Origin of the sequence: Limnoglobus roseus (genome assembly GCF_008254045.1) — a bacterium.
Lineage (GTDB): Bacteria > Planctomycetota > Planctomycetia > Gemmatales > Gemmataceae > Limnoglobus > Limnoglobus roseus.
Window position 1 is genome coordinate 7,907,621 of the sequence record NZ_CP042425.1, and the last position, 25,603, is coordinate 7,933,223.

A 25,603-nucleotide genomic window follows, 5' to 3' on the forward strand; every position below is an offset into this window, starting at 1 on the left:
CCCGCGCTCCCCGGCCGGCGCGGGAGATGTTCCGCTGGCAATAACCGTATCTGCCCTCGGCCGGGTCGTGTAGACCCGGACGCATCCGCTTAACCAAAGAGAAACACATGTCTGTTTCCGCGCTTCGGATTCTCAGCAACGTCTGCCTGGTCGCCGGGTTCGCCTCGATCCTCGCGGCCATCCTGATCTGGTTCATCTCGAAAGAGCCAGACCTCGCCCACGGGGAGCGGTTCGGGATCTTCGTCGGCCTGTGGGCGCCCACCTTCTTCATTCTGTCCGACCGGATTGATCGGTACGCCACGGGCCGGCGGGTGGCGGCGTGAACCGGAAGAGGCCGCCGTCGTCCTCGGCCTCGCACGGGAGGTCACGAACCTTCGATGCGAGAGATCTTTACCGTAACGGGAGTTCAACCATGCTAAGGCCAGCACTGTGTCGGTGCGAAGCGGATCGGGCGACGGAGGGCTACTGCCGGACTGACCGAGAACTCGTGGAAGCCAACCGGCGCCTGCGCGAGTTTCTCGCGCTGCTCGGCCACGAGTTGCGCTCCCCCTTGACCGCGATGCATTACGCCCTGTGCGTGCTGAAACAGCAAGGGGTCGATGCCGACAATCGAGATCGCAATTGGGGCGTGATGGACCGACAGTTGCAGTTCATGGCCTGTCTGGTCAAGGACCTCATGGACGTTTCCGGCATCGAACTCGGCAAGGTCCAGTTGCACATCCAACCCCTGAACCTGGCACAAGCCCTGGTCCGGGCGGCGGAGACCGTCCGTGCCTCGATCGGAGAACGCGGCCGTCGGTTCGAAGTGATTTGCGCGCCGGAAGCCGAGTGACCTCCGCGCCGCACCTCGGACGGCGAATACCCAGTTCAAAACAGTAGGAATCGACGATGACGCGCGACGAATCAGACTTGAAGAAAGGCACTTGCCCGAAATGTGGCGCCCAGGACATCCATGCCCAACATCGGGCATACTGGTCCCGCAACTTCCTGCCCGTTGGGTGGTGGAGCCGGGCGAGGATCTGCAACTACGCGTGTGTCACGTGCGGCTATTTGGAAAGCTACATCGAGCCGGATGACAGAAAGAAAGTCGCTCAAAAGTGGGATCGCGTTGCCCAGGCCGAACCAGCTTGATCCGATCGCGTACCATGCACGCGAAAGGGCTAAACGGCGTAATGGGCGTACGGGCCGCTAAGGGCCGTCAGACCTGACGCCCCCCCAAATACCGTCGAACTCGGGACAGCCAGAAACCATTCGAGAGGTCCACACCGTGACGACAGCTATTTCGCTCGACCCACCGTCGCACCTGACCGGGCATCACCGGAACACCTATGACGCGATCCGCCGTCACCCGACGGCGCACAACCTGGAGTGGCACGACGTCCGCTCGCTGCTCGACGCCATCGCCGTTGTGATCGAGGGGGACAACGGTAGCCTCCGCGCAACGCGAAACGGGCACACGGCGCTGTTGCACGCGCCCAAACACAAGGACGCCCCGGCCGAGATGGTCCTGGCCATTCGCCGGTTCCTGGAGGTGTCGGCAACGCCCGCCGCCGCACCGACCGCCGCCGCCGCGGACTTGCTCGTCGTCATCGACCACCACGAGGCGAAGGTGTACCGTGTCGAATCGCATGGATCGGTCCCGCAGAAATTGGTGCCGTACGACCCACAGGGCCACGGCCGCCACTTGCACTCCGCCCACGAGTGGACCGACGGCAAGCGGCAGCCGGAGCGGAAAAGTTACTACGAGGCGGTTGCCCGGACACTGGGCGGGGCGGACCGGATCGTCCTGTTTGGCGCCGGTACGGGGCGGAGCAACGCCATGGACCAACTGATGGCCGACCTGACGGCCCGCCACCCGACGGTGGCGGCCAAGGTGATCGCCGCGGTCGTCCTGGAGGTCCACCACACGACCGAAGAGCAACTCCTGGCGGAAGCCCGCAGCGTCTTCGCCCGGTTCGACGGCGTGAACCCGGTCCCGGCGGAGGGCGCACGATGACGTGGCACGACTGGTACGACGCGCTGGCGAAACCCCCGTGGACGCCGGCCCCGGCGACCATCTCGTTTATTTGGAGCCTGCTCTATCCGGGGATTCTGCTGAGTTTCGGCTTCGTCTTCCTCCAGGGCACGCGGGGCCGCCTGCCGAAACCGGTCTGGTTGTCGTTCGCCCTCAACTTGTTGGCTAACCTCGCGTTCATGCCCCTCTTCGCCGGGTTAAGGAACGTCCACTGGGCCACGGCCGACATCCTCGTGGTGTGGGCCACGTTGATTTGGTGCGCGGTCGCCGTCTGGCCGTACTACCGCTGGGTCGCGCTGGTCCAACTGCCCTACTTCGTCTGGGTGTCGATCGCCGGGGTCCTGCAACTGTCGATCGCGTGGATGAACTGGTAGGCCTCGATTCACCTCGACCCATTTCGGTCCGAGGCGTCCGTTTCAATGTCAGCAAAGGCAATGTCCCATGAAGAACTCCAACTCCGTCGTCGCCGTCTTCGACTCGCACGACCAGGCCGAGGCGGCCGTCCGCAAGCTCCAGAAGGACGGCTTCGACATGAAAAAGTTGTCGATCGTGGGCAAGGACTACCACACGGAGGAGCACGTCGTCGGGTACTACAACGCCGGCGACCGGATGATGTACTGGGGCAAGCAGGGGGCGTTCTGGGGCGGCTTCTGGGGACTGCTGTTCGGCTCCGCGTTCTTCTGGGTGCCGGCCGTCGGCCCGCTCCTGATGGCCGGCCCGCTGGTCGCCTCTTTCATCGCCGCCCTCGAAGGCGCTGCGGTGGTGGGCGGGCTGAGCGCCCTTGGCGCCGCGCTGGCCAGCGTCGGCATTCCGGAGAACAGCATCGTGCAGTACGAGACCGAGGTGAAGAACGGCAAACTCCTGCTCGTCGCCCACGGAACGGTCGACCAGGTGGAAAAGGCCAGGGGCCTCCTTGGGCACTCCAAGGCGAACGTGACGGTTCACGACAAAGCGGACATGGCCATCGCGTGACGCGACAACGGTGCGGCTAGTTTCAAAGAGGGTTCCCGTGCGGAAGTATTTTTCCATCGGCTTGGCGCTCGCTCTCGTCCTCGGCGGAGCCGCGTACTGGCTGTGGGCGCCCGCTCGGGCGTCGGGCGTGACGTTCCTGACCGAACCCGTCACGCGGGGGGAACTGCTCGCCACCGTCGGCGGGACGGGCACGCTCGAACCCGAAGACGTGATCGACGTCGGGACACAAGTCGCCGGGTTGATCAAAACGTTCGGCAACGGGACGGACGGCAAACTCATCGACTACGGGTCGCCCGTCGGGCCCGGAACGGTCCTGGCGCGAATAGACGACGCGCTGTACGCGGCCCGGGCGGAGCAATCCCGCTCGCTCGTGGGGTCGGCGGAACAGAAAGTCCTTCAAACCAAGGCGAAGGTGGACGAAGCGGTGGCGAACACCAACACCAGCCGCGCGGCCTTGATGCAGGCCCAGGCCCGCGCCAACCAGAGCAAGCGCGACTGGGACCGCGCGAAGACGATGAAAGCCTCCGCGACCATCTCGGACCAAGAGTACGACGCGGCCCAGAGCGCGTTCGAGGTCAACACCGCGGGCGTGGTCGTGTCCGAGGCGACTATCGCGCAGGCGGTCGCCACCGAGGCCGATTTCCGCGCCTCGGTCGGCGACGCCGAGGCGGCCGTTCGCACGGCAAAGGCCGTCCTCCGTCAGGACGAGATCAACCTGGGCTACTGCATCATCAAGTCGGACGTGGCCGGGACGGTCATCGACCGCCGGGTGACGATCGGCCAGACGGTGCAGTCCTCGTTCAACACGCCCAGCCTGTTCCTCATCGCCAAGGACCTGAAGAAGATGAAGGTGTGGGCGTCGGTGAACGAGTCGGACATCGGTCAGATCCACGTCGGCCAGGCGGTCGCGTTCACGGTCGATGCGTACCCGAAGAAGACCTTCCGCGGCGCCGTCGCCCGCGTTCGCTTGAACGCCACCAACACCCAGAACGTCGTCGTATACACCGTCGAGGTGACGACCGACAACCCGGACGGCCTGCTGCTGCCGTACATGACCGCGAACCTCAAATTCGAAGTGGACCGGCGGGCCGACGCCCTGCTCGTTCCGAACGCGGCTTTGCGGTACCGCCCGGCGGCCAACCTCGTTTCCGGCACGGCCTCTGGTTCCAAGCAGTCCGGCGGCGCCGGCGACAAACCGAATCCCGGCGTCGTCTACGTCGAGGACGCCGGGAAGTTGCGGGCCGTCCCGGTCGAACTCGGCCTGACCGACGGCACGATGACCGAGGTGGTGGCCGGCGACTTGCCCGCCGGGGCCGCGGTCATCGTCGGCGAGTCCCGCAGCGGCGGCACGCCGAACACGGCCGAGAACCCGTTCGCACCGAAACCGGGCGGGAAGAAATAGGAGCCGCGGGCATGGAACTCATCACCGTGAAGGATGTCTGGAAGACGTACCGCGTCGGCGGGGAAGACCTTCACGTCCTCAAGGGGGTCTCCATGAACGTCCGCCGCGGCGAACTGGTCGCCCTCACCGGCTCCTCCGGCGGCGGCAAATCGACCCTCATGAACACCCTCGGCTGCCTCGACCGGCCGACCTCAGGGAACTACTGGCTCGACAACGTGGACGTCTCCGGCCTGGACCCGTCGGCCCGCGCCGTCACCCGCGGGCGGAAGATCGGGTTCGTGTTCCAGAACTTCAGCCTGCTCGCCCGCACGAGCGCGCTCGACAACGTGTTGATGCCGCTCACCTACGCGACTCAGCGGCCGACGCCGGCGGACGGCCGGAAGCGGGCCGTCGCCCTCCTGGAGCGGGTCGGGTTGGCCAACCGGATGGACCACTACCCGTCCCAGTTGTCCGGCGGGCAACAGCAGCGGGTGGCCATCGCCCGGGCCCTCGTCAACAACCCGGCCCTCCTCCTGGCCGACGAACCGACCGGCAACCTGGACTCGAAGACCAGCGTCGAAATCCTCGACATGTTCAAGCGGCTCAACGCGGAGGAAGGGTTGACGGTCCTCCTCGTCACGCACGACCCGGCCGTGGCCGCGACCGCCCATCGCGTGATCTTCATGAAGGACGGGCTGATCGAATCCGGGGCCTTCGCCCCGGAGCTTGCGGGAGAATCGACGTGACCCTTTTCCCGCCGACGTTCGCGGTCGCGCTGCACGCGCTGCGGCGGAACCTGGTCCGATCCGCCCTCACCACCCTCGGCATCGTCATCGGCGTCGGGGCCGTCATCGCGATGGTCGAGATCGGGCAGGGATCGAAGCGAGCAGTGGCCGAGAGCATCCAGAGCCTCGGCGCGAACAACCTGCTCGTGATGCCGGGGCAGGCGTCGAGCGGGGGCGTCAGCTTCGGCGGCGGATCGACGCCCACGCTGACGCCGGGCGACGCGGACGCCATCGTGCGCGAGGTGTCGAGCGCGGTGGCGGTCGCCCCGGTCGTGCGGGCCCGCACCCAGGTGATCGCCGGCGGGAAGAACTGGGTTCCGTTGTACATCTACGGCACCACGTCCGACTTTCTTTCTGTCCGCGACTGGGCGGTGGCCGACGGCCGGGCCTTCGCCCCGGCCGAGAACAACGGCATGGCCAACGTCTGCCTCGTCGGGCGGACGATCGCCCGCCAACTCTTCGGGTCCGCCTCGCCCCTCGACCAGACGCTCCGCGTGAACAACACCCCCCTGCGGGTGATCGGCGTGCTGGTTGCGAAGGGGGCCAACACGTTCGGGGCCGACCAGGACGACATCGTCCTCGCCCCATGGCAGACGATCAAGTTCAAGGTGTCCGGCCAGTCCGCCCAGACGGCCAACCAGAGCGTCGCGGCCGCCGCCGGGGCGACCGGCAACTCGAGCACGCGGTTCCCCAGCCAGCAGCCCAGCCCGTACCCGCTCCAGACGGCGACGGAGGCGGCCGACTTCCCCGCCCCGCCGCTGCCGACATTCGTCGATCAAATTCTGGTGCGCATCGGCGACGAGGCGGACATCCCCGGGGCGACCCGGCAGATCTCCGTCTTGCTCCGCGAGCGGCACCGCACCCGGTCCAACCAGCCGGACGATTTCAACATCCGCGACACGGCCGAACTGTCCAGCGCGGCCGTGGCAACCGCCCAACTCATGAGCGGCCTGCTCCTGGCCGTCTCGCTCATCTCGCTCGTGGTGGGCGGCGTCGGCATTATGAACATCATGCTCGTCTCCGTCACGGAACGGACGAAGGAGATCGGCCTGCGGATGGCGGTCGGCGCACGCCCGAAGGACATCCTGTGGCAATTCCTTGTCGAGGCCATCGTTCTCTGCCTGGCGGGCGGGGCGGTCGGCATCCTCTGCGGGTGGGGCGGGGCCTGGGCGGTCCGCACCTTCCTCCACTGGCGGACGGAGCCGTCGATTCCTGCCGTGATCGCGGCCGTCGGCGTTTCGGCCTTCGTCGGCGTCGCGTTCGGGTTCTACCCGGCCTGGAAGGCGTCGCGTTTGGACCCGATCGACGCCCTGCGGTACGAGTAAGATGTCGATCTCCGAAAATTCCCTCGCACAGTAATGTGATGAACAAATTAACACAGACCGCACGAGATCACGCGCTACCCGATTGGGTCTGCTGTTCCGTACCCGACCTGTGGCTGAGGAAGGCCGCGCCCGTCGCGGCACTCTGCGTCCTGGCCCTCGTCACCAGCCTGGTCTTGCGGTTTGCATTCGACGCACCGCCGTCGACCTATCAGATCCCCCTGTGGGTCGCGCTCGTGCTCGGCGGGGGGCCGTTCCTGTACGACTTGCTGCGGAAGCTCCTGAAAGGGGAATTCGGCTCGGACTTATTGGGCGGCATTTCCGTCGTCACGGCCGTGCTGCTGGGCGAGTACCTGGCCGGGGCGATTATCGTCTTGATGCTCTCCGGGGGCGAGGCCCTGGAGCGGTACGCCCTGCGGAGCGCCTCCTCGGTGCTTTCCGCCCTGGCGAAGCGGATGCCGTCGATCGCCCACCGGCGACGCCCCGGGGGAATCGTGGACGTCGAGTTGGCCGAGATCGCTGTCGGCGACACGCTCGTGATTTACCCGCACGACATTTGCCCCGTGGACGGCGTGGTGATCGAGGGGCACGGCCTCATGGACGAATCCTACCTGACGGGCGAGCCGTTCCAGATCACCAAGACCACCGGGTCCGGCGTCATCTCCGGCGCGGTCAACGGCGAGTCGGCGCTGACCGTCCGCACGACCCACCTCGCGGCCGATTCCCGGTACGCCAAGATCATGACCGTGATGCGCGAGTCAGAATCGCAGCGGCCGCACCTCCGGCGGCTCGGCGACCGCCTCGGCGCGATCTACACGCCGATCGCCCTCGCGTTGGCCCTCCTCGCCTGGGCGGTCAGTGGGGACGCCCTGCGCTTCCTCGCCGTGCTGGTGATCGCGACCCCGTGCCCGCTGCTCATCGCGATCCCGATCGCCATCATCGGATCGATCTCCTTGTGCGCCCGGCGTGCGATTATCGTCAAGAGTCCCGTGGCGCTCGAACAGATCGCCGGGTGCCGCACCGCGATTTTCGACAAGACCGGAACCCTGACGTACGGCGAGCCGAACCTGACGGGGCAGTCCGTCGCCGCGGACTTCGACCGGAAGGACGTGCTGACCCTGGCGGCCAGTCTCGAACGGTACTCGAAGCACCCGTTGGCCCGCGCCATCCTCGCGGCGGCGACCGACGAGGGGATCCAACTGCCGGAAGCGATCGACGTCCGCGAGCAACCGGGGCAAGGCCTCGGCGGAACCGTCGCGGACCACGCGGTGTTGATTACCAGTCGCACCAAAATGATCGCGCACCGCACGGCTGGGGCCGACCAACTCCCGACGGTCACGAACGGGCTGGAGTGCGTCGTGGTGATCGACGGGCGGTACGCGGCGACGTTCCAGTTCCGGGACGCGCCGCGGAAGGAGAGCCGGTCTTTCGTGAACCACCTCGGGCCGAAGCACCAATTCCAGCGGGTGATGATCGTCTCGGGGGATCGCGAGTCCGAAGTGAAGTACCTCGCCGAGCAGATCGGCATTGCCGAAATCTATGCCGAGCAAAATCCCGAACAGAAGCTGTCCATCGTTCGGGCCGCGACCGTGAAGGCGAATACCCTCTACGTCGGCGACGGCATCAACGACGCCCCCGCCATGATGGCGGCCACGGTCGGCATGGCGATCGGCCAGAACAGCGACGTGACGGCCGAAGCGGCGGCGGTCGTCGTCATGGACAACTCGCTCGAAAAAGTGGACGAGTTCATGCACATCAGCCGGCGGATGCGGACGATCGCGCTCCAGAGCGCGATCGGCGGGATGGCCCTCAGCGCGCTCGGCATGGTCCTCGCCGCGACCGGCCACTTGAGTCCCGTGAACGGCGCCGTCGCGCAAGAAGTGATCGACGTGCTCGCCGTGCTCAACGCCTTGAGAGCCGCGTTCGCACCCAAGGTCATTCACGACCTGTAACGAGAAGCGCAGCGCCATGAGTTCACGCGATCCCGACGTCCGTAATCGAAAGTGGAGCGCCCCCGCATGAATGCCTCCGCCGCACCACGCCCCGTGCTGCCCAAGTCGATCCCGCACGGGCCGCCGAAGCCGTCGTCGGCCGTCCGGGTGTCGCCGCGGCTGATCGAAGCCGCCCGGAATGAGATCGACGCGGTCGTGCGGACGTTGGACACGACGAAGCTGGGCCTCGCCCCGGCCGAGGCCGAGGCGCGGTTGCGCCAGTACGGCCCGAACGTCGTCGCGGCGGACCAGCGGCACGCCCTCCTCCGCTTGCTCCGACGGGCGCTCGTCAACCCGCTCGTGATCCTCCTCGTCGCCCTCGCCGGGTCGTCGTTCGCGACCGGCGACTTTCGCGCGGGGTCCGTCATGCTGGTCATGGTGGCCTTGGGGGTCGTTGTCCGGTTCGTGCAGGAGGCCCGCGCGGACACCGCCGCTGCCAAGCTGCGGGCGATGATCAGCGTCCACGCCACCGTCCTCCGCGGCGGCCCGTCGCAAGAACTGCCGGTATCGAACCTGGTCCCCGGCGACGTGGTCGAGCTGGCCGCCGGCGACATGATCCCCGCCGACGTGCGGCTGCTCGCCTGCAAGGATCTGTTCGTCGTGCAGGGGAGCCTGACCGGGGAGGCGTTCCCGGTCGAGAAGTTCCCGGCCCGCGAGCCGGCCGGGGACCGCTCGCCGCTGGAGTTCGCCAACGTCTGCTACCTCGGCACCAGCGTCGAGAGCGGCACGGCCACGGCCGTCGTCGTCGCGACCGGGCTGACTACCGTCCTCGGCGGCATCTCCTCCGCGCTCGTCGGGCAACAGCCGCCGAGCAGCTTCGACCGCGGCATGACGCGGTTCACGTGGCTGATGATCCGGTTCATGGTCGTGATGGTGCCGCTCGTGTTCGTCATCAACGGGTTGACCAAGGGCGAGTGGGGCGAGGCGTTCTTCTTCGCGATGGCGGTGGCCGTCGGGATGACGCCGGAGATGCTGCCGATGATCGTCGCCGTGTGCCTGTCGAAGGGCGCGATGGCCATGTCCCGCAAGAAGGTGATCGTCAAGCGGCTGAACGCGATCCAGAACCTCGGCGCGATGGACGTGCTGTGTACCGACAAGACCGGCACGCTGACGCAGGACCGCATCATCCTGGAACGGTATTGCGACGTGAAGCTGAAGCAGGACGACGACGTGCTGACGCTCGCGTACCTGAACAGCCACTTCCAGACCGGCCTGCGGAACCTGATGGACAGGGCCGTCCTCACGCACACCGAAATCCACGCCCACCCGTCGTTCGAGGGGTACGCCAAGGTCGACGAGATCCCGTTCGACTTCTCCCGGCGGATGATGTCCGTCGTCGTGCAGAAGCCGGACGGCCGGCACCGGCTGATCTGCAAGGGCGCGCCCGAGGCGGTCTACCCGCACTGCACGACGTACGAACTCGACGGGCAGGCGCACCCCGTCAACGAGACGATCCGCGGCGAACTGCGGCACGAGTTCGACCGGCTCAGCGCCGACGGGTTCCGGGTTCTCGCCGTGGCGTACCGCGATTGCGACCCCAAGGCCGTTTACGCCAAGGCCGACGAGCAGGGGCTGACGCTCCGCGGGTACGTCGCGTTCCTCGACCCGCCGAAGGACTCGGCCCGCGAGGCCATCGCCGCGCTCCAGCGGATCGGCGTCGCGGTGAAGGTACTAACGGGGGACAACGAGTTGGTCAGCCGGAAGATCTGCCGCGAGGTCGGCATCCCCACCGACGCGACGCTGTTGGGCGGGCAGGTCGAGGCGCTGTCCGACGCGGAACTGACGGCCGCCGCCGCGAAGGCGACGCTCTTCGCCCGCCTGTCGCCGGCCCACAAGCAGCGGGTGATCCAGAGCCTGCAAGCGGCCGGGCACGTCGTCGGGTTCATGGGCGACGGGATCAACGACGCCCCGGCCCTCCGGGCGGCCGACGTGGGCGTGTCGGTCGATACCGCCGTGGACATCGCGAAGGAGTCGGCGGACGTCATCCTGCTGGAGAAGAACCTGCTCGTCCTGGAGGAAGGCGTCCGCGAGGGGCGGAAGGTCTTCGCCAACATCGTCAAGTACGTCCGCATGGGGGCGAGTTCGAACTTCGGCAACATGTTCAGCGTCCTCGGCGGGAGCATCTTCCTACCGTTCGTGCCGATGGCCCCGATCCAGATTTTGACCAACAACCTGCTCTACGACTTCTCGCAGGTGGCCATCCCGACCGACGACGTGGACGCCGAACAGATCGCGAAACCGCGGCCGTGGTCGATGGGGGCGATCACCCGGTACATCCTGTTCATCGGCCCGTGCAGTTCCGTGTTCGACTACGTCACGTTCTTCGTCATGCTCTACGCCTTCGGGTGCTGGGACCCGGCGAACGCGCCCCTGTTCCAGACGGCGTGGTTCGTCGAATCGCTGCTGACGCAGACGCTCATCATCCACGTCATCCGCACGAACCGCATCCCGTTCCTGCAGAGCCGGGCGAGTTGGCCGTTGCTGGCGACGACCCTCGCGGTGATGGTCGGCGGCGCGTCGCTACCGTTCTCGCCGCTCGGCCCGTACCTCGGCTTCCGCCCGCTGCCGCTGCTGTTCTGGCCGCTGCTCGCCAGCATCCTGCTCGGGTACGTCGCGCTCACGCAGGTCGTCAAGTCGTGGCTCTTTCGCAAGGGCTGGACGGCGGATTAGGGCTGAAACCACCGGTGGCCGAACTCTCGTCCGACTCGGTTATGGAGAATCTTCGATGCTGTTCGATCTTTCCAAGGTGACCGCCCATCAGACCTACAACTTACTGATCGGCCTAGTCGCGCCGCGGCCGATCGCCTGGATCACCAGCGTCGATCTGGCGGGGAAGCTCAATGCCGCCCCGTTCAGTGCGTACAACTACGTCGGCGTCGATCCGCCGATCATCGCCGTCGGCGTCGGCAACCGGCCCGGCCCCGGCGTCGTCGGCAAGGACACCGCGCAGAACATCCGCAACACCCGCGAGTTCGTGATCAACGTCGTGACCGAGGCCCTGGCCGAGGCGATGGTCACGACCGCCATCGACTTCCCGCCCGGCGTGAACGAGTTGGACATCGCGGGTTTGAAGACCGCCCCGTCGGCCGTCGTGTCCGTGCCGCGGATCGCGGCGGCCCCGGCGAGTCTGGAATGCCGTGAGATCGCAACGATCGAGATCGGGAACTCGCGCGTCATCCTGGGCCAGGTCGTCGCCATCCACGTGAACGACGAATTCATCGACCCGGCCGGCCCGTACGTCCGGGCCGAAGAACTTCACGCGATCGGCCGGATGAACGGCCTGGGCGGGTACGTCCGAACGCGGGACGCGTTCTTCCACATTCCCCGCACGACCTACGCCGAGTGGCTCCGGGCGAACCCGTGACCGACTCGATTCACCCGGCCGCTCCATCCGTCGAGGAGGCACTTTGAATGAACGAGAAGAACAACACGAACGACCTGCGGGCGATCGCCCATCGGGCCATGCGGGAGCGGGGACTCGAACCCGACTTCCCGCCGGATGCGATCCGCCAACTGGCCGGCATCCCGGCGAACACCCACGAACCGGACCCGGCCGTTCGGGACCTCCGACCACTCCCCTGGTGCTCGATCGACAACGACACGTCGCGCGACCTGGACCAGCTCACCGTGGCGGACCCCCTCTCCGACGGCCGGGTCAAACTCCTCGTGGCCATCGCGGACGTCGACGCGCTCGTCAAACCCGTCACGCCAATCGACCGCCACGCCCGCGCGAACACGACCTCGGTGTACACGGCCGCGCAAATCTTCCCCATGCTGCCGGAACGCCTCTCGACCGACTTGACTTCGCTAAACGAAAACGCGGACCGACTCGCAATCATCATCGAACTAGTGGTGGCCGCGGACGGGTCCATTCTCGAGTCCGCGGTGTACCGGGCCGTCGTCCGCAATCGCGCCCAACTCGCGTACCGGAGCGTGGCCGCATGGCTCGTCGGCAGTGGCCCAGTGCCGGAAAAGGTCGCGAAGACCGCGGGCCTGGACCGGCAACTGCGGCTGCAAGATCAGATCGCGCGCGTCATGAAATCGGTCCGCGACGCGCACGGCGCCTTGGACCTCGAAACGATCCAGCCGGAGGCGGTGCTGCGGGACGGGCGGGTCGTCGACCTCCGCCAGGACCGGCAGAATCGCGCCCAGGATTTGATCGCCGATTTCATGATCGCGGCCAACGCGGCGTCGGCCCAGTTCCTCCAGAAGCACGGCCGGCCGGCGTTCCGGCGGATCGTTCGCACGCCCGAGCGGTGGGATCGTATCCGCGCGGTGGCCGCGGGGTTCGCCGAGCAACTCCCGGCCGCCCCCGACTCGAAAGCCCTGGCCGCTTTTTTGACACGCCGCCGACAGGCGGACCCACTGCGGTTCCCAGACCTGTCGTTGACCGTCGTCAAGTTGCTGGGGGCCGGCGAGTACGTCGTTCAACTCCCCGGCGAAGAGTCGGCCGGGCACTTCGGGCTGGCCGTGCGGGAGTACAGCCAGTCCACAGCGCCGAACCGCCGGTTCCCCGACCTGATCACGCAGCGGTTGCTGAAAGCAACCCTGGCGGGTGTGACGTCGCCGTACACGCCGACCGAACTCGCGGCGCTGGCGACGCACTGCACCGCGCAAGAAGACGCGGCCCGGAAGGTGGAGCGGCAGGTCCGAAAATCCGCCGCGGCCCTGTTCCTGTCCGGGCGCGTCGGGGAAGTCTTCGAGGCGCTGGTGACCGGGGTGTCCGACAAAGGAACCTGGGTTCGGGTCCTGACGCCCCCGGTGGAGGGTCGGCTGACGGCCGGGTATCAAGGGATCGACGTGGGCGATCCGCTCAAAGTCCGGCTGACGGGCTTGAACGTCGAGCGCGGCTTCATCGACTTCGCGCGGGCGGAACAGGACCGGCCGACCGCGAACCCGCAGAGGTCTCCGGCCGCGGGGTAATCGGCCACACCGGCGGGAACGTATCTCGGCTCCGAGCGAACCCTTCGAAGATGCGATGCTCGCCCACGACCCACTGCGGTTGAGTCGCTTCGAGGGATCAAGTTCTGATTACCAAGTGATGCTGAGACGAGGTTCTTCCGAGCGCCGACGAGTTCGGCGGTCGGACGTTGACGGCATGTTTACCGCTTCGCATCGCGGAAGGGCGGCAACTGGACGAGCGTGAACAGGATGACTTCCTCGCCCGTCACCGTGCTGATGTCGTGATGGAGGCTCTGCACTTTCACGCCGGTGGCGTGTTCGATCATCGCTTCCATTGCCGGACGGGCGTTCTCGATCAGGTGCGTGCGGACTTGCTTCAACAGGTCACGGCCCTTGTCGGACGGGATCAACTTGACCATCTGCTTCTCGGCGGCGGTGAGGACGCCGGTCATCCGGACCACGACGAGGTCCCCGAGCAGGTGGGCGTGGATGTCCTTCGGCCCGCGGCCCATGTACTCTTGCTCGAACTTGCGCAGCCCTGTGCAAATCTCGGCTTCCATCTCGCCCTTCGTCAGCATGCCAACCTCCCCAGTTGGAACGCGGAAAGTCCCGAGCGATCTCAGGGCAAGAAGATAAACTACGAACAATTCAAAAACCTGACTCGCATATCCAGAATTCGCTTGATTTCGCGGAGGTGATGTCTAGAGTGAGGGTAATAAATATCGGATGACTAACTGAAGGGTAGCCCGGAGGATCGGGAGACCCGTCAAGAAGTAAGCCGGGGTTCGGATGGCCGTTGTGCCGCCCGAACCCCGGCTTTTTTTTCGCCCCGATGAAGGCGTTGTTATGGGCTTGATCATTCTCGCGCTTCTCGTCGTGTTGCTCCTCGGCGCCCTCCCGCGGTGGCGGTACAGCCAGGACTGGGGCTATCAGCCGACGCAGGTGGTCGGCTTGCTGTTGGTCGTGGTATTGATCCTCGTGGTCGCCGGGTACATCCCAGGGACCATCTGATCCGTAGTCGTTCGCATGTTCTGGTTCGCTGTTCGGCGAACCGGGCGAATTCCTGTCCGTCCGTTTTTCGGCCCTTCGAGTCGATCCCCGTCAAGTAGGGACGATCCGTTCTCTACCGGCGCGGCACTTCGCAACGCCGGTCGTTTCGATCTGTTGCAGGAGTTTCTTCATGAAGAGTTACATTTTGCCGAGCACGTTCGCCGTGCTGATCGCACTCGGTTGTTGGTCCGTTTTGCCCGTCCAGGCCGAGGACAGGAAGGCCGCGGTCCAGCCCGCGGCGGTGGAGACGACGGTCGTCGTCGACCACGCGGGTTGCATCGCGTGCGCCAAAATCTGTTCCGACTGCCAACTCCAGTGCGACATGTGCTTCGCCTACTGCAACGGGATGACCGCGAAGGGTCTGAAGGGGCACGAGAAGACGGCCCAACTTTGCGTGGACTGCGCCGACTGTTGCAAACTAGCCGCCACCCTTACGGCCCGTACGAGCTTGCTCTCGGCGGACGCGTGCGAGTGCTGTGCGAAGTGCTGTGACAAGTGCGCGGAGGCGTGCGAAAAAATCGACGACGACAAGCACATGCACGAGTGCGCGAAATCGTGCCGCGATTGCGCCAAGGCGTGCCGCGCGATGACCCAGACCGCGGGCAAGTAACGATCCGGTTGGCTTCCACGTGACGTCACAACAGACCTGCGGCGGGGTCCACAATACCGCGCCGCAGAATTTTTTCGGGCGAGAAGGCCCGCCCGACGGAAGGACGAATCGACATGACGACTCCGGAGCGAACCAAAGCCCAGCAGATCGCCACGGCCGCGGCCGAGTTCGAGAAGGCCCGCACCGGCCACTCGCCGACATCGGTGACGGTGGTGCTGAGCGGGGAGACGCTGGTCATCACCCTGCACGGGGCGATGTCGCCGGCCGAGCGGGCGCTGGCCGTCACCCCGACCGGGGCGGCCGAGATCCAGGCGTACCGCCGCAAACTGTTCGACACCGCCGCCGACGCCTTCCGGGCGCGGATCAAAGAGATCACCGGCGTCGAGGTCCGCGAGACGGCGGCCGAGGTCGAGCCGAAAACCGGGACCGTGGTGACGGTGTTCACGACCGGGACGGTGGTGCAAGTGTACCTGCTCGCCGACGCCGTGCCGACCGACACGTGGACGAGCGAAGCGCCGAGTGTGGGCCATGAGGGGGGAATTTCGTGATGAGCAACGCGATTCGAAACGTGGTCCGCAAGCAAACCGCCCGCTTCCGGGGGACGAACCGCTTGACACTCTCGCGCCCACACTTCGACAAGGCGAGCGACGGCGATTGGACTCACGCGAACCGTCAGGAAGTTGCGGCGTGCCCGCGCACGGTCCAACCTTCACGCACCCGCGTACTCCGGGTTTTGGTCGTCGATGACAACCCGGATTTCGCGGAAAGCTCGGCCGTCCTGCTGCGGATGTGGGGCCACGACGCGCGGGTCGCGTTCAGCGGGAAGGTGGCCCTCGAAGCCGCCACGGGCTTCCCCCCGCACGTCTTCCTGCTGGACATCGCGATGCCGCGGATGAGCGGCTACGAACTCGCCCGGCACTGCCGGGCGCGGTTCCGGGCGTCGTTACTGGTGGCGATTACTGGGTACGCCGACGCCGTCCATCGTGCCCTCGGCGAGCAGGCCGGGTTCGACCGCTACCTCGCCAAGCCGGTGGACCTCGCCGCCCTGGAAGCGTTGCTCCTGTTCGAACTCGACCGCGTGTCGAGTCCCCCCGACGGCGGGGCCGAGACGACCGACCGTCGCGACACGGAATGACCGGCCCCCGCCGCGAGCGGGGGGTCGGATCGTACAGCTCTAAACCGCGGGCCGGCAGGCACGCGGCACCGAGCTTTTTCGGAACGCCTGCCGAGGAGCATCATGATGAAGACCGATTCGCAACTGCAGAAGGACGTCATGGACGAGATCAAGTGGGAGCCGTCGACGACGGCGGCCGCGGTCGGGGTGACGGCCAAGGACGGGGTGGTGACGCTGACCGGCACGGTCGCGTCCTACGCCGAGAAGTGGGCCGCGGAGCGGGCGGCCCAGCGGGTCGAGGGCGTCAAGGGCCTCGCCCAGGAGATCGCGATCAAGCCGTTCGGCTTCCACGTCAAGAACGACACGGAGATCGCCGACGCGGCCGTCACCGCCCTCAAGTGGCACGTGTGGGTGCCGGGCGGCGTCCAGGCGACCGTCGCCCAGGGGTGGGTCACGCTCAAGGGCACCGCGGACCGGGAATACCAGCGGACCGCGGCCCACGACGCCGTCTGTTTTATGCCGGGGGTGAAGGGCGTGTCGAACGACATCACCCTCAAGCCGACGGTCAAGCCGGCGGGCGTCAAGGACCAGATCGAGAAGGCGTTCGTCCGGAACGCCGAGATCGACGCCGGGACGGTGAAGGTGACCGCCGACGGCGGCGCCGTGACGCTGACCGGCAGCGTTCGGTCGTGGAACGAAAAGGACCAGGCCGGAACGGCCGCGTGGAACGCCCCGGGCGTCAACAGCGTGACGAACGACATCGCCGTCTCGTACACGTGAGTCGGGGCCGCACTTCGCGGCCGCCCGATTTCTTGATTCCCAACCGAGGAGAAGGTTATGACGAAGACACCCGAAGGCACCCACGCGGGCAAGGTCGTCAGCGTGGCCGGTGACCAGCTCACGACGACGTGCGGCCAGGGCAAACAGCACTGCCACACGGTGGCGAAGGACGCCAAGGTCACGTGCGACGGGAAGGCCGCCAAGACGGCCGACCTGAAGGCCGGGACCGACGTCCATGTCACCTGCCACAAGGACGACAAGAGCATTGCGACGTCCGTCGACTCCGGCAAGCACATCCCGGCGACGGGCCACAAGGCGTAGGTGGAGTTTTTTAGACGACCGCGCCTTCGGCAGGAAACGCGAGGGCGCGGTCGGATTGACTAGGGGTGCACGACCCGAGGAACCGCGAACTGGCACCGAGAGAATCGAATCATGGCGACGCACGAACCCCACTACCGCGGGGTGGCCCTCGCTCAGATACCGTACTTCGTCTGGGTTTCGACCGCGGCGGCACTGCAACTGTCGATCGCCCGGATGAACTTGTGATGTCCGTGGGGCACACCGTCCCCGGTTTGACTGTCGCCCGGAACTCTCTACGCAAAGGTACCTCGGCATGTCCAACACGAACTCGGTCGTCGCGGTGTTCGCGTCGCACGATCAGGCCGAAGACGCCATCCGAAAACTCGAGGTGGGCGGCTTCGACATGAAGACCCTGTCCATCGTCGGGAAGGACTTCCACACGGAAGAGCACGCCGTCGGCTACTACAACACCGGCGACCGCATGCTGTACTGGGGTAAACTCGGGGCCTTCTGGGGCGGCGTCTGGGGGCTGTTGATCGGCTCCGCGTTCTTCTGGGTGCCGGGCGTCGGGCCGCTCCTCGTGGCCGGGCCGCTCGTGGCGGGGATCGTTGCCGCCCTCGAAGGGGCCGTCGTCGCGGGCGGGGTCAGTGCCCTCGGCGCCGCGTTGGCCAGTATCGGCGTTCCGGAGAACATCATCGTTCAGTACGAGTCCGAGGTGAAGAACGGCAAATACCTCCTGGTCGCCCACGGGACGCACGACGACGTGCGACGCGCCAAGGCCCTCCTGAAACAGACCGGCGCGTCGTCGACGACGGCCCACCCCGCGCCGGCAACCGCCGGCGTGTAGGCCGACGAAGGCCGTGGGGGTCGGGTCGAACCTGTCGCCCCGCCGGCCCTCGGGAGGAACCACGTATGCCGACCGTACTCTTTGCCGACCCGGATCGGGATCATCGCAAACTTTACGTCTGGTTGCTGACCTCCTACGGCTGCCGGGTCGAAACCGCGGGCGATGGCCTGCAGTGCCTGGGCAAGCTCCGCCGCGTCGTGCCCGACCTCTTGATCCTCGACCTGGAGTTGCCGTGGGGCGGCGGGAATGGCGTCCTTCGGGTCATGGGGGATGACCCGCGACTGCTTCCGGCCCGGGTCGTGCTGACGTCGGCCAGGGCTTCCGCATCGGAGCTTGACGCCTTCGCGTCGCCGCCCGTCGTTCGGGTGCTCGCCAAGCCCTTCGAATTGTCCGCCCTGTTCGAGCGGGCCGAGTTGGGGCCGCTATTCGAACGAGCCGATTTCGGGGCCGTTGCCCGTGGAAGCGAACGGAGTACCGTGAACGGCCGTGGAAGACGATGAAACTCACCGGAGGAGGAAAGGCATGCCTTCAAGAGGCCCACACGACATGGTTTGTCTGACGAGCGGGGCAAACCCACTACAAGCCCGCGTCTGGCAGGAAGCCCTCGAAGACGAGGGCATCGTCTGTCAGATCCGCGGCCTCTACGAGGACTTCGGCGTGGGCGACACGTCGGGCTTCCACGTCACGGTCTGGGTCAAGACTGCCGACCAGGGCCGGGCGGAAGCCGTCCTCCGGGAGTGACGACCGTGTTCGCCGGTACATCCGGACGGACCGCACGACCCCGAGCGTCGTCGCCTTCACGGACAAGGGCGACCGCCTCGCCGGCGAGGCGGCCAAGGGGCAGGCCGTCACCAACCCGAAGCGGACCGTCTACGCGATCAAGCGGTTCATGGGCCGTCGGCACGGCGAGGTCGAGGAACTGCTCGTCCCGTACAAGCTCGTCGGCGGACCGGGCGACCGCGAAGGTGCGGGAGGCGCTCGGGGGGACTAACCTCGCGGCATTGAAGCGTGCGACCGAGGAACTGGAGCAGGCATCCGCGGCGGTGGCCCAGCACCTGTCCGCGGCCACCGCCGGCGAGAAGGCGGGGCGTCCGAGTGACGGCCCGGCGCGGCCGCGTTCGTCGGCCCCGGACGCCGCCCCCGCGGACGTGATCGACGCCGAGTACGAGGTCAAGGGATGACGCCTGAGGTGTTCATCAAACGAGGGGTACTTTATGAACGACGCGCATTCCCTCCGGGCCGCGTCCGTCCAGGACATCCAGTTGGAGTTGCTCCGCCGGACCGTCTTCAATGACTTCGACGGCGGGCGGATCTACACCAGCCTCCTCGCGCACCGGCACCTGTGGCTCGCCGCGCTCCTGGACCGTCCGGGGATCCCGAACTACGCGGAGCCGGGACGCCTGCTCACGGCCGGCCTCATCAAACTCCGCGACTTGGCCGACAACGTGTGGAACGCGGACACGCTGTTCGTCCTCACCCCGACGCGGCCGGCGGCCGAACAACTCGCCAAGATTGCCGAGCAGGAGGACTGGGGTGGGGAAGTCCAGGTGTACCACGACCAGAAAGACATCGATAACTCGCTGGGCACCGGCCGCCAGCCCTACGGGCTGGTGTCGGTGTGGTGGGACTGATCGGAAGCCGTGAGGAACGGCGGGGTGCCCGACACCTGAACCGCACGACACCCTCCTGACAGTAGAACGGCTCAAGAAGACCCATGCCATCCGACCATAACGCATCGCCTCCAAGGAACTTCTTTCGGTCCATCACCCGGGCACTAGCGCACCGGAATTTTCGCCTGTTCTTCGTCGGCCAAACGATCTCCATGATCGGCGGGTGGATGACGTTCGTGGCGACCGGCTGGCTCGTGTACCGGCTCGGCGGCCCGAACGCGACCTTCCTCTTGGGCCTCGTCGGCTTCGCCAGCCAAGCCCCGTCGTTCTTCCTGGCCCCGATCGCGGGCGTACTCGTCGACCGGTGGAATCGGCACCGGATGCTGGTCCTCACGCAGTCGTTGTTCATGGTGCAGTCCGGACTGCTCGCCCTGGTCGCGTTCGGCGGCACCTCGGGGCCGACGACCATCGACCTGCTGATCGCGTTAAGTCTGCTCGCCGGCGTCATCAACGCCTTCGACATGCCGGCGCGACAGGCGTTCCTGGCCGACATGGTCCCCGAGCGGGAAGACCGGGCGAACGCCATCGCGCTCAACTCGTCGCTCGTCAACGGGGCGCGGCTCGTGGGTCCGTCGATCGCCGGCGTGGTGATCGCCATGGCCGGTGAGGCATGGTGCTTCATGGCCGACGCGGTGAGTAGCGTCGCGATCATCGGCGCGTTGTTGGCGATGCGGGTTCCGCGGTGGGAACGGAAGCCCCACACGACGACCGCCTGGCGGGACTTCCGAGACGGCTATCGCTACGCTTCGCGGTTCGCGCCGGTCCGAACGATCCTATTGCTCATCGCCCTCGCGAGCTTCATGGGCGGTCCCTACACCCTCTTCATGCCGGTCTTCGCCTCGGACGTCCTCGGCGGCGGCCCCTCCACTCTCGGCTTACTGACGACGGCGTCGGGGGCGGGCGCCGTGGTCGGAGCGCTCTACCTCGCGTCCCGGACGTCCGTCCTCGGCCTCGGCCGGGTGATCGTCGTCGCGACCGGTCTGTTCGGGGCCGGGCTGGTCGGCTTCGCTCATTCTCAAGTGGTCTGGCTTTCCGCCGTCATGCTGGCGCTGATCGGTTTCGGCATGATGGTCCAGTTAGCGGCGTGCAACACGATCCTCCAAACCATCGTCGTGGAAAGCATGCGGGGTCGGGTGATGAGCTTCTACGGCATGGCCTTCCTGGGAATGTCCCCGTTCGGCAGTCTCTTCGTCGGCGTCCTGGCCGGGCCGGTCGGAGTTGTCACGACGGTCACGGCGGGAGGCCTGGCTTGCCTGGCCGGCGCCGCCGTCTTCGCCTACCAGCTTCCGAGGCTGCGGACTTCGATCCGGCCGATCTACGTCGGCATGGGGATCATTCCCGAAATCGCGGTCGGGCTGCAAGCCGCCACGGAAGCCAGCCGACCGCCGAAAGACTGACGCCGGAGGTCTGTTTGTCCGACCAGACGCTCGTCGCCTGGGCACCTGAGGAGAGATGATGAAATCGCTTGTCTATCACGGACCGGGGAAGCGGGCTTGGGAAGAACGCCCGCGGCCCAAAGTAACGGACGCCTCCGACGCGGTCGTCAGGATCACCCGGACGACCATCTGCGGGACCGACCTCCACATCCTGAAGGGCGACGTCCCCACGGTGGCCGACGGCCGCATCCTCGGCCACGAGGGCGTCGGCGTCGTCGAGGAGGTCGGCCCGGGGGTGTCGAACTTTAAGAAGGGCGACCGGGTCTTCATCTCCTGCATTACGTCTTGCGGGCGGTGCGACGGGTGCCGGAAGGGCATGTATTCGCACTGTGCGAACGGCGGGTGGGTTCTGGGCAATACGATCGACGGAACACACGCCGAATACGTGAGAATCCCGTTCGCGGACACCAGCCTCTACCACGCCCCGGCGGGCACGGACGAAAGCGTGCTCGTGATGTTGAGCGACATCCTCCCCACCGGCTTCGAGTGCGGCGTCCTGAACGGCGCGGTCAAACCGGGCGATACGATCGCGGTCGTCGGGGCCGGCCCGGTGGGCCTCGCCACGCTGCTGACGGCCCAACTCTACTCGCCGGCCGAAATCATCGTGATCGATCTCGACGACAACCGTCTTGAGGTGGCAAAACTGTTGGGCGCCACACGGACCATCAATAGTGGGGACGGAACGGCGGTCCAACGGGTGATGGCACTCACCGACGGAAAGGGCGTTGATGTCGCCATCGAGGCGGTAGGCCTCCCGGCGACGTTTGGGGTGTGCCAGGACATCGTGGCGGCGGGTGGGCACGTTGCCAACGTGGGCGTTCACGGGAAGAGCGTCGAACTCAAGCTGGACAAGCTATGGGCTCACAACGTGACCATTACGACGCGGCTCGTCGATACCGTCACGACGCCGATGCTTCTCAAGAGCGTGGTTTCGGGCCGACTCGACCCGCGTAAGCTCATCACCCACGAGTTCAAGCTGGACGACATGATGAAGGCGTACGACACGTTCGGCAACGCCGCAAGGGAGAAGGCACTCAAGGTCGTCATTCGCGATGACTGAAGGGCGAGATTTGGGGAAGCCAACGGGTCTTCGCGGCGTGGGCCATCGCGGATTAACTTGTTTTGAAATCCTAGCGCTTCAGTGAGGGAGCCATCGCTACCCCCCCGCGCAGTATCTTGCTGAGGACACAGCCCTCGGCCGGGTAACGCTTTCGCGTGCTCGCCGGTCGGGTCGGTAAACGCCGGGCGTGGCCACTGGTTCGTGGCATATGATTGTCCTGTTCGATGATCGATCGTCGTATTGAACGCTCGGTTCGGGCCGATCGTATTCACTCAACCCTACCATGCGGCTGCTCAGTTACAACATTCACAAGGGCATCGGCGGGCGGGACCGGCGGTACGACCTCGACCGCGTCGTCGGTGTCATCGAACACGTCAACCCCGATGTAATCTGTCTGCAAGAGGTGACGCGGTACGCCCGCCGCACGCGGGACGACGACCAGCCGCAGTTGCTCCGCGCCGCCGTCGCGGCCGCCGACCTGGCCTTCCAACTGAACCACCACTACCGCCGCGGCGGGTACGGCAACTTGGTCCTCTCCCGATGGCCGATCCTCCGGCGGCACCACGTCTCGCTGCGGCGCGGCTGGCGGAAGGCCCGCGGCGGGCAACTGGTCGTCGTCGACTCGCCGGAAGGCCCCTTGCACCTCGTGAACTGGCACCTGGGGTTGGCCGAGGGCGAGCGCCGCTGGCAGGTCGAACGCCTGCTCGACCACCCCCTGTTCCGCGAGTCGGCAGACCTGCCGACGATGGTCGTTGGGGACTGCAACGACTGGCGCAACCGCCTCGCCGCCGGGCTTCTCGCCGAGCGCGGCTTCCAGCACATCACCGCGCCGCCGTCGCGATTCCGCACGTTCCCGGCCTTCCTACCGGCGCTCAGCCTCGATAAGGCGTTCCACCGGGGGCTGTTCATCCGCGAGGCGGCGGTCGTCCGGACGCCGCTGGCCCACCGGGCGTCGGACCACCTTCCGCTGGTGATCGACTTCCACCTCCGAAACCCCCACCATGATTGAACGCAGCCGAAACGACCCCGGCCGCCCCGGCCGCGATGACGACCGACGCCCACTGGCCGCCGGTCAACGGCGCGAGTGCGAAGAAATAGGCGACCGGCGGGACGGCCGCCGCCGCGGCCATCCCGGCCGCGCCGAACGCCGCCCACGCGATCAGCCGCCGGTCGCCGGCCGTGGCGACGACCGCGTTGCCGAGGCCCGCGAGGATCAGCGTCGTTAGCAAGAGCGTGCGGGCCGTTTCCGCGTCATGGCCCAGCGCCAGGAGCGACCCGAGGTAAACGGCCAGCCCGGCGGCGCTCGTCGCCGCGCCGGCCGTGAGGACGAAGCGGCCGACGTCGGCGAAGAAGGACGGGCCACCGGCTCGGCCCGCCGCCCGGCCGGCGAGGATGATCGCGGCCGGCCCGCCGATGGTCAGCGCGTTCAAGAGCGTGACCTGCTGCGGCAGGTACGGGAACGGCAGCCCGCACACGCCGACCGCCACGAGGATCAGGGCCACCGTGTAGACGTTCTTCAACAGGAACAGCTTCGCCGCGAGGCGGACGTTCTGCACCACCCGCCGCCCTTCCGCCAGGGCCACGGGCAGGACGGCGAAGTCGTTCGACTCCAGGACCAGCCCGGCCACCGCCTTCGCCGCTTGACTGCCCGCCCCCATCGCCACGCCGAAGTCGGCCCGCTTGATCGGCAGCACGTCGTTCACCCCGTCGCCGATCATGCCGACCCGGTGACCGGCCTGCTGGAGGGCGGCGATCAGGGCCAGCTTCTGCTCCGGCGACACCCGGCCGAAGAGGTCGCACCGCTCGGCCAGGGCCACGCGGTCGGTGGAATTCGTCCACTCGTCGCCCGTCACGATCGCCTGCCCGCCGAAAGCGGCCCCGAGCGCCCGGACGGTGGCCCGCACGGTCTCCGGGTGGTCGCCGGACACGACCTTGAGGCGGATGCCCTGGGCCGCCAGCTCCGCCAGCACGTCCACCACCTGGGGCCGCAACTTGTCCCGCAGGGCGACGACGGCCAGCGGTCGCAGGGGAATGTCCGGCAACCGACCGTAGAACCCATCGGCTCCACCGTGCCCGTCCGCGAACGCGAGCAGCCGGAGGCCGGTGGGGAGCAGTTCCCGCCAGGCGGCCTCGACGGCGGCCCGGTCGGATTCCGGAAAGCGCGACGCGAGGGCTTCAAAACTGCCGAGGACGAACAGCCGCGGTTCGCCCGTCCCGTTCGCGAGGATCGCGCTACAGCGGATGTGCGACTGGAACGGCAACTGGTCGCGGACGTCGATTCGTTCCGCCCCGGCCGCAAGCGTTTCGCGAAGGGCTTCGATGCTCTTGTTCCGCCCGTCCGCACTCGCCGCGGCGAACGCGCCGAGCCACCCCCGCACTGCGGCCTCGGGTTCGGCGAACGCGACGACGCGGTCGAGCGTTTGCCGGCCGGTCGTCAGGGTGCCGGTCTTGTCGGTGCAAATCACGTCGACGGCCGCCAGCCCCTCGACGGCCGCCAACTGCTGGACGACGGCCCCCCGCCGGCTGAGCCGCGTCGCCGCGAGGACGAACACGAGCGTGGCCAGCAGCACCAGCCCCTGCGGCACCATTGACGTGATCGTGGCCGCGACCATCTGCACCAGGTCGGCCGCCGGGAAGCCGCGGACGAAGTGCAGCGCGACGTACCCCAGGCACAGGCCGACCGCCACGGCCGTCAGCCCCCGCACCAGGCGGTCGAGGGTCGCTTGCGTCGGGCCGGGGGCGTGCCGGTACTGCCGGGCCGCGGCGGCCATCCGGTGGGCGAACGCCGCGGCCCCCACCCGCTCGGCCCGGTACGCCCCGCCGCCGGCGACGCAGACGCTCCCGGACTTGACCGGGTCGCCGACCGCCTTCGGAACCGGGTCCGACTCGCCGGTGAGGAGGGCCTCGTCCAGTTCAAGAAACTCGGCCGCGACGACGCTCCCGTCGGCCACCACCGCGTCGCCGGCGGCGAGCAGCACGACGTCGTCCGCGACGACGTCGCCCGCCGGCAGGGGGACGTCCGTGCCGGCCCGCCGGACGCGAACCCGCGCCTCGCCGAGCACGCTCAGGCGGTCGAGGTGCCGCTTCGCCCGGAGTTCGTGGGCCAGCCCGAGGGCCACGTTCGCCACGGCCATCGCGGCGACCGCCCACGCCGCCCGGTAGTCGGCCAGCAGGAACAGGCCGACCGCCGCCGGCACGACGAGCGCGTTGTACAGCGTGAGCGTGTTCCGCCGGGCGATGTCGGCATAGGCCCGCCAGCCGTCGCGGGGCGGCCGGTTGACCCGCCCCGCCGCGATCCGCTCGGCCACCTCGGCCGGGGACAGCCCGTCGTGTAGCGCCGGGGGACGGTTCATGCGGTTTGCGTTCTCG

28 protein-coding genes and 1 pseudogene are annotated in these 25,603 nt (G+C 67.3%); 27 read left to right on the forward strand and 2 right to left on the reverse strand.

The genetic code is table 11. The features are described from left to right. Positions 1-107: 107 nt before the first annotated feature. The 12 genes from PX52LOC_RS33785 to PX52LOC_RS33840 all read left to right on the forward strand — a co-directional run bounded on the left by PX52LOC_RS33785 (position 108) and on the right by PX52LOC_RS33840 (position 13,388). Positions 108-323 carry a hypothetical protein gene (locus PX52LOC_RS33785; RefSeq protein WP_149114210.1) on the forward strand — a complete coding sequence of 72 codons (216 nt, stop codon included), beginning with the start codon at positions 108-110 and terminating at the stop codon, positions 321-323. A gap of 164 nt (positions 324-487) precedes the next feature. Continuing rightward, positions 488-832, forward strand: coding sequence for a sensor histidine kinase (locus PX52LOC_RS33790; protein WP_168219374.1), 345 nt, complete (start codon positions 488-490; stop codon positions 830-832). Positions 833-1,267: 435 nt separating this feature from the next. Further along, positions 1,268-1,996, forward strand: coding sequence for a hypothetical protein (locus tag PX52LOC_RS33795; RefSeq protein ID WP_149114212.1), 729 nt, complete (start codon positions 1,268-1,270; stop codon positions 1,994-1,996). Then, positions 1,993-2,388 (forward strand): TspO/MBR family protein, encoded by a 396-nt coding sequence (locus PX52LOC_RS33800; protein ID WP_149114213.1) that lies wholly within the window; start codon positions 1,993-1,995, stop codon positions 2,386-2,388. Before PX52LOC_RS33795 ends, PX52LOC_RS33800 begins: the two co-directional genes overlap by 4 nt. 67 nt (positions 2,389-2,455) lie before the next feature. Continuing rightward, positions 2,456-2,986, forward strand: coding sequence for a general stress protein (locus PX52LOC_RS33805; RefSeq protein WP_149114214.1), 531 nt, complete (start codon positions 2,456-2,458; stop codon positions 2,984-2,986). A 37-nt stretch (positions 2,987-3,023) separates the two neighbouring features. Beyond that, positions 3,024-4,388, forward strand: a complete 1,365-nt coding sequence (locus tag PX52LOC_RS33810) for an efflux RND transporter periplasmic adaptor subunit (protein WP_149114215.1) — start codon at positions 3,024-3,026, stop codon at positions 4,386-4,388. An 11-nt stretch (positions 4,389-4,399) separates the two neighbouring features. Further along, positions 4,400-5,113: an ABC transporter ATP-binding protein gene (locus PX52LOC_RS33815; RefSeq protein WP_149114216.1), complete on the forward strand. Its 714-nt coding sequence runs from the start codon at positions 4,400-4,402 to the stop codon at positions 5,111-5,113. After that, positions 5,110-6,477, forward strand: a complete 1,368-nt coding sequence (locus tag PX52LOC_RS33820) for an ABC transporter permease (RefSeq protein WP_218575208.1) — start codon at positions 5,110-5,112, stop codon at positions 6,475-6,477. The genes PX52LOC_RS33815 and PX52LOC_RS33820 overlap by 4 nt, the downstream gene beginning before the upstream one ends. 38 nt (positions 6,478-6,515) lie before the next feature. Then, positions 6,516-8,426, forward strand: a complete 1,911-nt coding sequence (locus PX52LOC_RS33825) for a heavy metal translocating P-type ATPase (RefSeq protein WP_149114217.1) — start codon at positions 6,516-6,518, stop codon at positions 8,424-8,426. Between the two features lie 66 nt (positions 8,427-8,492). Then, complete coding sequence (mgtA, locus tag PX52LOC_RS33830; RefSeq protein WP_149114218.1) at positions 8,493-11,135, forward strand: magnesium-translocating P-type ATPase; 2,643 nt, start codon at positions 8,493-8,495, stop codon at positions 11,133-11,135. Between the two features lie 55 nt (positions 11,136-11,190). Further along, positions 11,191-11,829 carry a flavin reductase family protein gene (locus PX52LOC_RS33835; RefSeq protein WP_149114219.1) on the forward strand — a complete coding sequence of 213 codons (639 nt, stop codon included), beginning with the start codon at positions 11,191-11,193 and terminating at the stop codon, positions 11,827-11,829. Between the two features lie 47 nt (positions 11,830-11,876). Further along, positions 11,877-13,388 (forward strand): RNB domain-containing ribonuclease, encoded by a 1,512-nt coding sequence (locus tag PX52LOC_RS33840; protein ID WP_149114220.1) that lies wholly within the window; start codon positions 11,877-11,879, stop codon positions 13,386-13,388. A 179-nt stretch (positions 13,389-13,567) separates the two neighbouring features. Here PX52LOC_RS33840 and PX52LOC_RS33845 read toward each other — a convergent pair whose 3' ends face one another. Continuing rightward, complete coding sequence (locus tag PX52LOC_RS33845) at positions 13,568-13,945, reverse strand: DUF2294 domain-containing protein (RefSeq protein ID WP_149114221.1); 378 nt, start codon at positions 13,943-13,945, stop codon at positions 13,568-13,570. Positions 13,946-14,213: 268 nt separating this feature from the next. On the opposite strand from PX52LOC_RS33845, the gene PX52LOC_RS33850 reads away from it, so the two are divergent. The 15 genes and pseudogenes from PX52LOC_RS33850 to PX52LOC_RS33925 all read left to right on the forward strand — a co-directional run bounded on the left by PX52LOC_RS33850 (position 14,214) and on the right by PX52LOC_RS33925 (position 23,243). After that, complete coding sequence (locus PX52LOC_RS33850) at positions 14,214-14,378, forward strand: DUF3309 family protein (protein ID WP_149114222.1); 165 nt, start codon at positions 14,214-14,216, stop codon at positions 14,376-14,378. Between the two features lie 169 nt (positions 14,379-14,547). Beyond that, on the forward strand, positions 14,548-15,027 hold the full coding sequence (locus PX52LOC_RS33855) for a hypothetical protein (RefSeq protein WP_149114223.1): 480 nt from the start codon (positions 14,548-14,550) through the stop codon (positions 15,025-15,027). 113 nt (positions 15,028-15,140) lie between these two features. Further along, positions 15,141-15,575 (forward strand): Na-translocating system protein MpsC family protein, encoded by a 435-nt coding sequence (locus tag PX52LOC_RS33860; RefSeq protein ID WP_149114224.1) that lies wholly within the window; start codon positions 15,141-15,143, stop codon positions 15,573-15,575. After that, positions 15,575-16,162, forward strand: coding sequence for a response regulator (locus tag PX52LOC_RS33865; protein WP_149114225.1), 588 nt, complete (start codon positions 15,575-15,577; stop codon positions 16,160-16,162). The genes PX52LOC_RS33860 and PX52LOC_RS33865 overlap by 1 nt, the downstream gene beginning before the upstream one ends. A gap of 102 nt (positions 16,163-16,264) precedes the next feature. Then, positions 16,265-16,921, forward strand: coding sequence for a BON domain-containing protein (locus PX52LOC_RS33870; RefSeq protein WP_218575209.1), 657 nt, complete (start codon positions 16,265-16,267; stop codon positions 16,919-16,921). Positions 16,922-16,978: 57 nt separating this feature from the next. Continuing rightward, positions 16,979-17,242: a hypothetical protein gene (locus PX52LOC_RS33875; RefSeq protein WP_149114226.1), complete on the forward strand. Its 264-nt coding sequence runs from the start codon at positions 16,979-16,981 to the stop codon at positions 17,240-17,242. 292 nt (positions 17,243-17,534) lie between these two features. Further along, positions 17,535-18,068 carry a general stress protein gene (locus tag PX52LOC_RS33885; RefSeq protein ID WP_149114227.1) on the forward strand — a complete coding sequence of 178 codons (534 nt, stop codon included), beginning with the start codon at positions 17,535-17,537 and terminating at the stop codon, positions 18,066-18,068. Between the two features lie 65 nt (positions 18,069-18,133). Then, positions 18,134-18,568: a response regulator gene (locus PX52LOC_RS33890; RefSeq protein WP_149114228.1), complete on the forward strand. Its 435-nt coding sequence runs from the start codon at positions 18,134-18,136 to the stop codon at positions 18,566-18,568. 22 nt (positions 18,569-18,590) lie between these two features. Next, a complete protein-coding gene (locus PX52LOC_RS33895; RefSeq protein ID WP_149114229.1) occupies positions 18,591-18,809 on the forward strand; it encodes a putative signal transducing protein in 219 nt (72 codons plus the stop codon). Next, positions 18,769-19,026: pseudogene (locus PX52LOC_RS33900) on the forward strand (Hsp70 family protein); the annotation flags it as partial. The gene PX52LOC_RS33895 and the pseudogene PX52LOC_RS33900, both read left to right, overlap by 41 nt. Before the next feature lie 7 nt (positions 19,027-19,033). Continuing rightward, complete coding sequence (locus tag PX52LOC_RS33905; protein WP_149114230.1) at positions 19,034-19,249, forward strand: hypothetical protein; 216 nt, start codon at positions 19,034-19,036, stop codon at positions 19,247-19,249. Between the two features lie 33 nt (positions 19,250-19,282). After that, the gene (locus PX52LOC_RS33910; protein WP_149114231.1) at positions 19,283-19,699 is read left to right on the forward strand and encodes a hypothetical protein; all 417 of its coding nucleotides are present in this window, start codon (positions 19,283-19,285) and stop codon (positions 19,697-19,699) included. An 83-nt stretch (positions 19,700-19,782) separates the two neighbouring features. Beyond that, the gene (locus PX52LOC_RS33915; RefSeq protein WP_149114232.1) at positions 19,783-21,135 is read left to right on the forward strand and encodes an MFS transporter; all 1,353 of its coding nucleotides are present in this window, start codon (positions 19,783-19,785) and stop codon (positions 21,133-21,135) included. Positions 21,136-21,193: 58 nt separating this feature from the next. Next, positions 21,194-22,234, forward strand: coding sequence for a zinc-dependent alcohol dehydrogenase family protein (locus tag PX52LOC_RS33920; protein WP_149115707.1), 1,041 nt, complete (start codon positions 21,194-21,196; stop codon positions 22,232-22,234). A 283-nt stretch (positions 22,235-22,517) separates the two neighbouring features. After that, positions 22,518-23,243, forward strand: a complete 726-nt coding sequence (locus tag PX52LOC_RS33925) for an endonuclease/exonuclease/phosphatase family protein (RefSeq protein WP_149114233.1) — start codon at positions 22,518-22,520, stop codon at positions 23,241-23,243. Here the strand turns inward: PX52LOC_RS33925 and PX52LOC_RS33930 are convergent. Then, on the reverse strand, positions 23,140-25,587 hold the full coding sequence (locus PX52LOC_RS33930) for an HAD-IC family P-type ATPase (protein ID WP_149114234.1): 2,448 nt from the start codon (positions 25,585-25,587) through the stop codon (positions 23,140-23,142). The genes PX52LOC_RS33925 and PX52LOC_RS33930 overlap by 104 nt on opposite strands. Between the last annotated feature and the right edge of the window lie 16 nt (positions 25,588-25,603).

Bases quoted from the DNA above. Each gene is read 5' to 3' on its own strand.
- PX52LOC_RS33865 (WP_149114225.1), top strand. From the start codon at position 15,575: ATGAGCAACGCGATTCGAAACGTGGTCCGCAAGCAAACCGCCCGCTTC.
- PX52LOC_RS33875 (WP_149114226.1), top strand. From the start codon at position 16,979: ATGACGAAGACACCCGAAGGCACCCACGCGGGCAAGGTCGTCAGCGTG.
- PX52LOC_RS33840 (WP_149114220.1), top strand. From the start codon at position 11,877: ATGAACGAGAAGAACAACACGAACGACCTGCGGGCGATCGCCCATCGG.
- PX52LOC_RS33855 (WP_149114223.1), top strand. From the start codon at position 14,548: ATGAAGAGTTACATTTTGCCGAGCACGTTCGCCGTGCTGATCGCACTC.
- PX52LOC_RS33925 (WP_149114233.1), top strand. From the start codon at position 22,518: ATGCGGCTGCTCAGTTACAACATTCACAAGGGCATCGGCGGGCGGGAC.
- PX52LOC_RS33835 (WP_149114219.1), top strand. From the start codon at position 11,191: ATGCTGTTCGATCTTTCCAAGGTGACCGCCCATCAGACCTACAACTTA.
- PX52LOC_RS33800 (WP_149114213.1), top strand. From the start codon at position 1,993: ATGACGTGGCACGACTGGTACGACGCGCTGGCGAAACCCCCGTGGACG.
- PX52LOC_RS33785 (WP_149114210.1), top strand. From the start codon at position 108: ATGTCTGTTTCCGCGCTTCGGATTCTCAGCAACGTCTGCCTGGTCGCC.
- PX52LOC_RS33825 (WP_149114217.1), top strand. From the start codon at position 6,516: ATGAACAAATTAACACAGACCGCACGAGATCACGCGCTACCCGATTGG.
- PX52LOC_RS33815 (WP_149114216.1), top strand. From the start codon at position 4,400: ATGGAACTCATCACCGTGAAGGATGTCTGGAAGACGTACCGCGTCGGC.
- PX52LOC_RS33915 (WP_149114232.1), top strand. From the start codon at position 19,783: ATGCCATCCGACCATAACGCATCGCCTCCAAGGAACTTCTTTCGGTCC.
- mgtA (WP_149114218.1), top strand. From the start codon at position 8,493: ATGAATGCCTCCGCCGCACCACGCCCCGTGCTGCCCAAGTCGATCCCG.
- PX52LOC_RS33860 (WP_149114224.1), top strand. From the start codon at position 15,141: ATGACGACTCCGGAGCGAACCAAAGCCCAGCAGATCGCCACGGCCGCG.
- PX52LOC_RS33870 (WP_218575209.1), top strand. From the start codon at position 16,265: ATGATGAAGACCGATTCGCAACTGCAGAAGGACGTCATGGACGAGATC.
- PX52LOC_RS33930 (WP_149114234.1), bottom strand. From the start codon at position 25,587: ATGAACCGTCCCCCGGCGCTACACGACGGGCTGTCCCCGGCCGAGGTG.
- PX52LOC_RS33885 (WP_149114227.1), top strand. From the start codon at position 17,535: ATGTCCAACACGAACTCGGTCGTCGCGGTGTTCGCGTCGCACGATCAG.
- PX52LOC_RS33910 (WP_149114231.1), top strand. From the start codon at position 19,283: ATGAACGACGCGCATTCCCTCCGGGCCGCGTCCGTCCAGGACATCCAG.
- PX52LOC_RS33895 (WP_149114229.1), top strand. From the start codon at position 18,591: ATGCCTTCAAGAGGCCCACACGACATGGTTTGTCTGACGAGCGGGGCA.
- PX52LOC_RS33920 (WP_149115707.1), top strand. From the start codon at position 21,194: ATGAAATCGCTTGTCTATCACGGACCGGGGAAGCGGGCTTGGGAAGAA.
- PX52LOC_RS33890 (WP_149114228.1), top strand. From the start codon at position 18,134: ATGCCGACCGTACTCTTTGCCGACCCGGATCGGGATCATCGCAAACTT.
- PX52LOC_RS33845 (WP_149114221.1), bottom strand. From the start codon at position 13,945: ATGCTGACGAAGGGCGAGATGGAAGCCGAGATTTGCACAGGGCTGCGC.
- PX52LOC_RS33805 (WP_149114214.1), top strand. From the start codon at position 2,456: ATGAAGAACTCCAACTCCGTCGTCGCCGTCTTCGACTCGCACGACCAG.
- PX52LOC_RS33850 (WP_149114222.1), top strand. From the start codon at position 14,214: ATGGGCTTGATCATTCTCGCGCTTCTCGTCGTGTTGCTCCTCGGCGCC.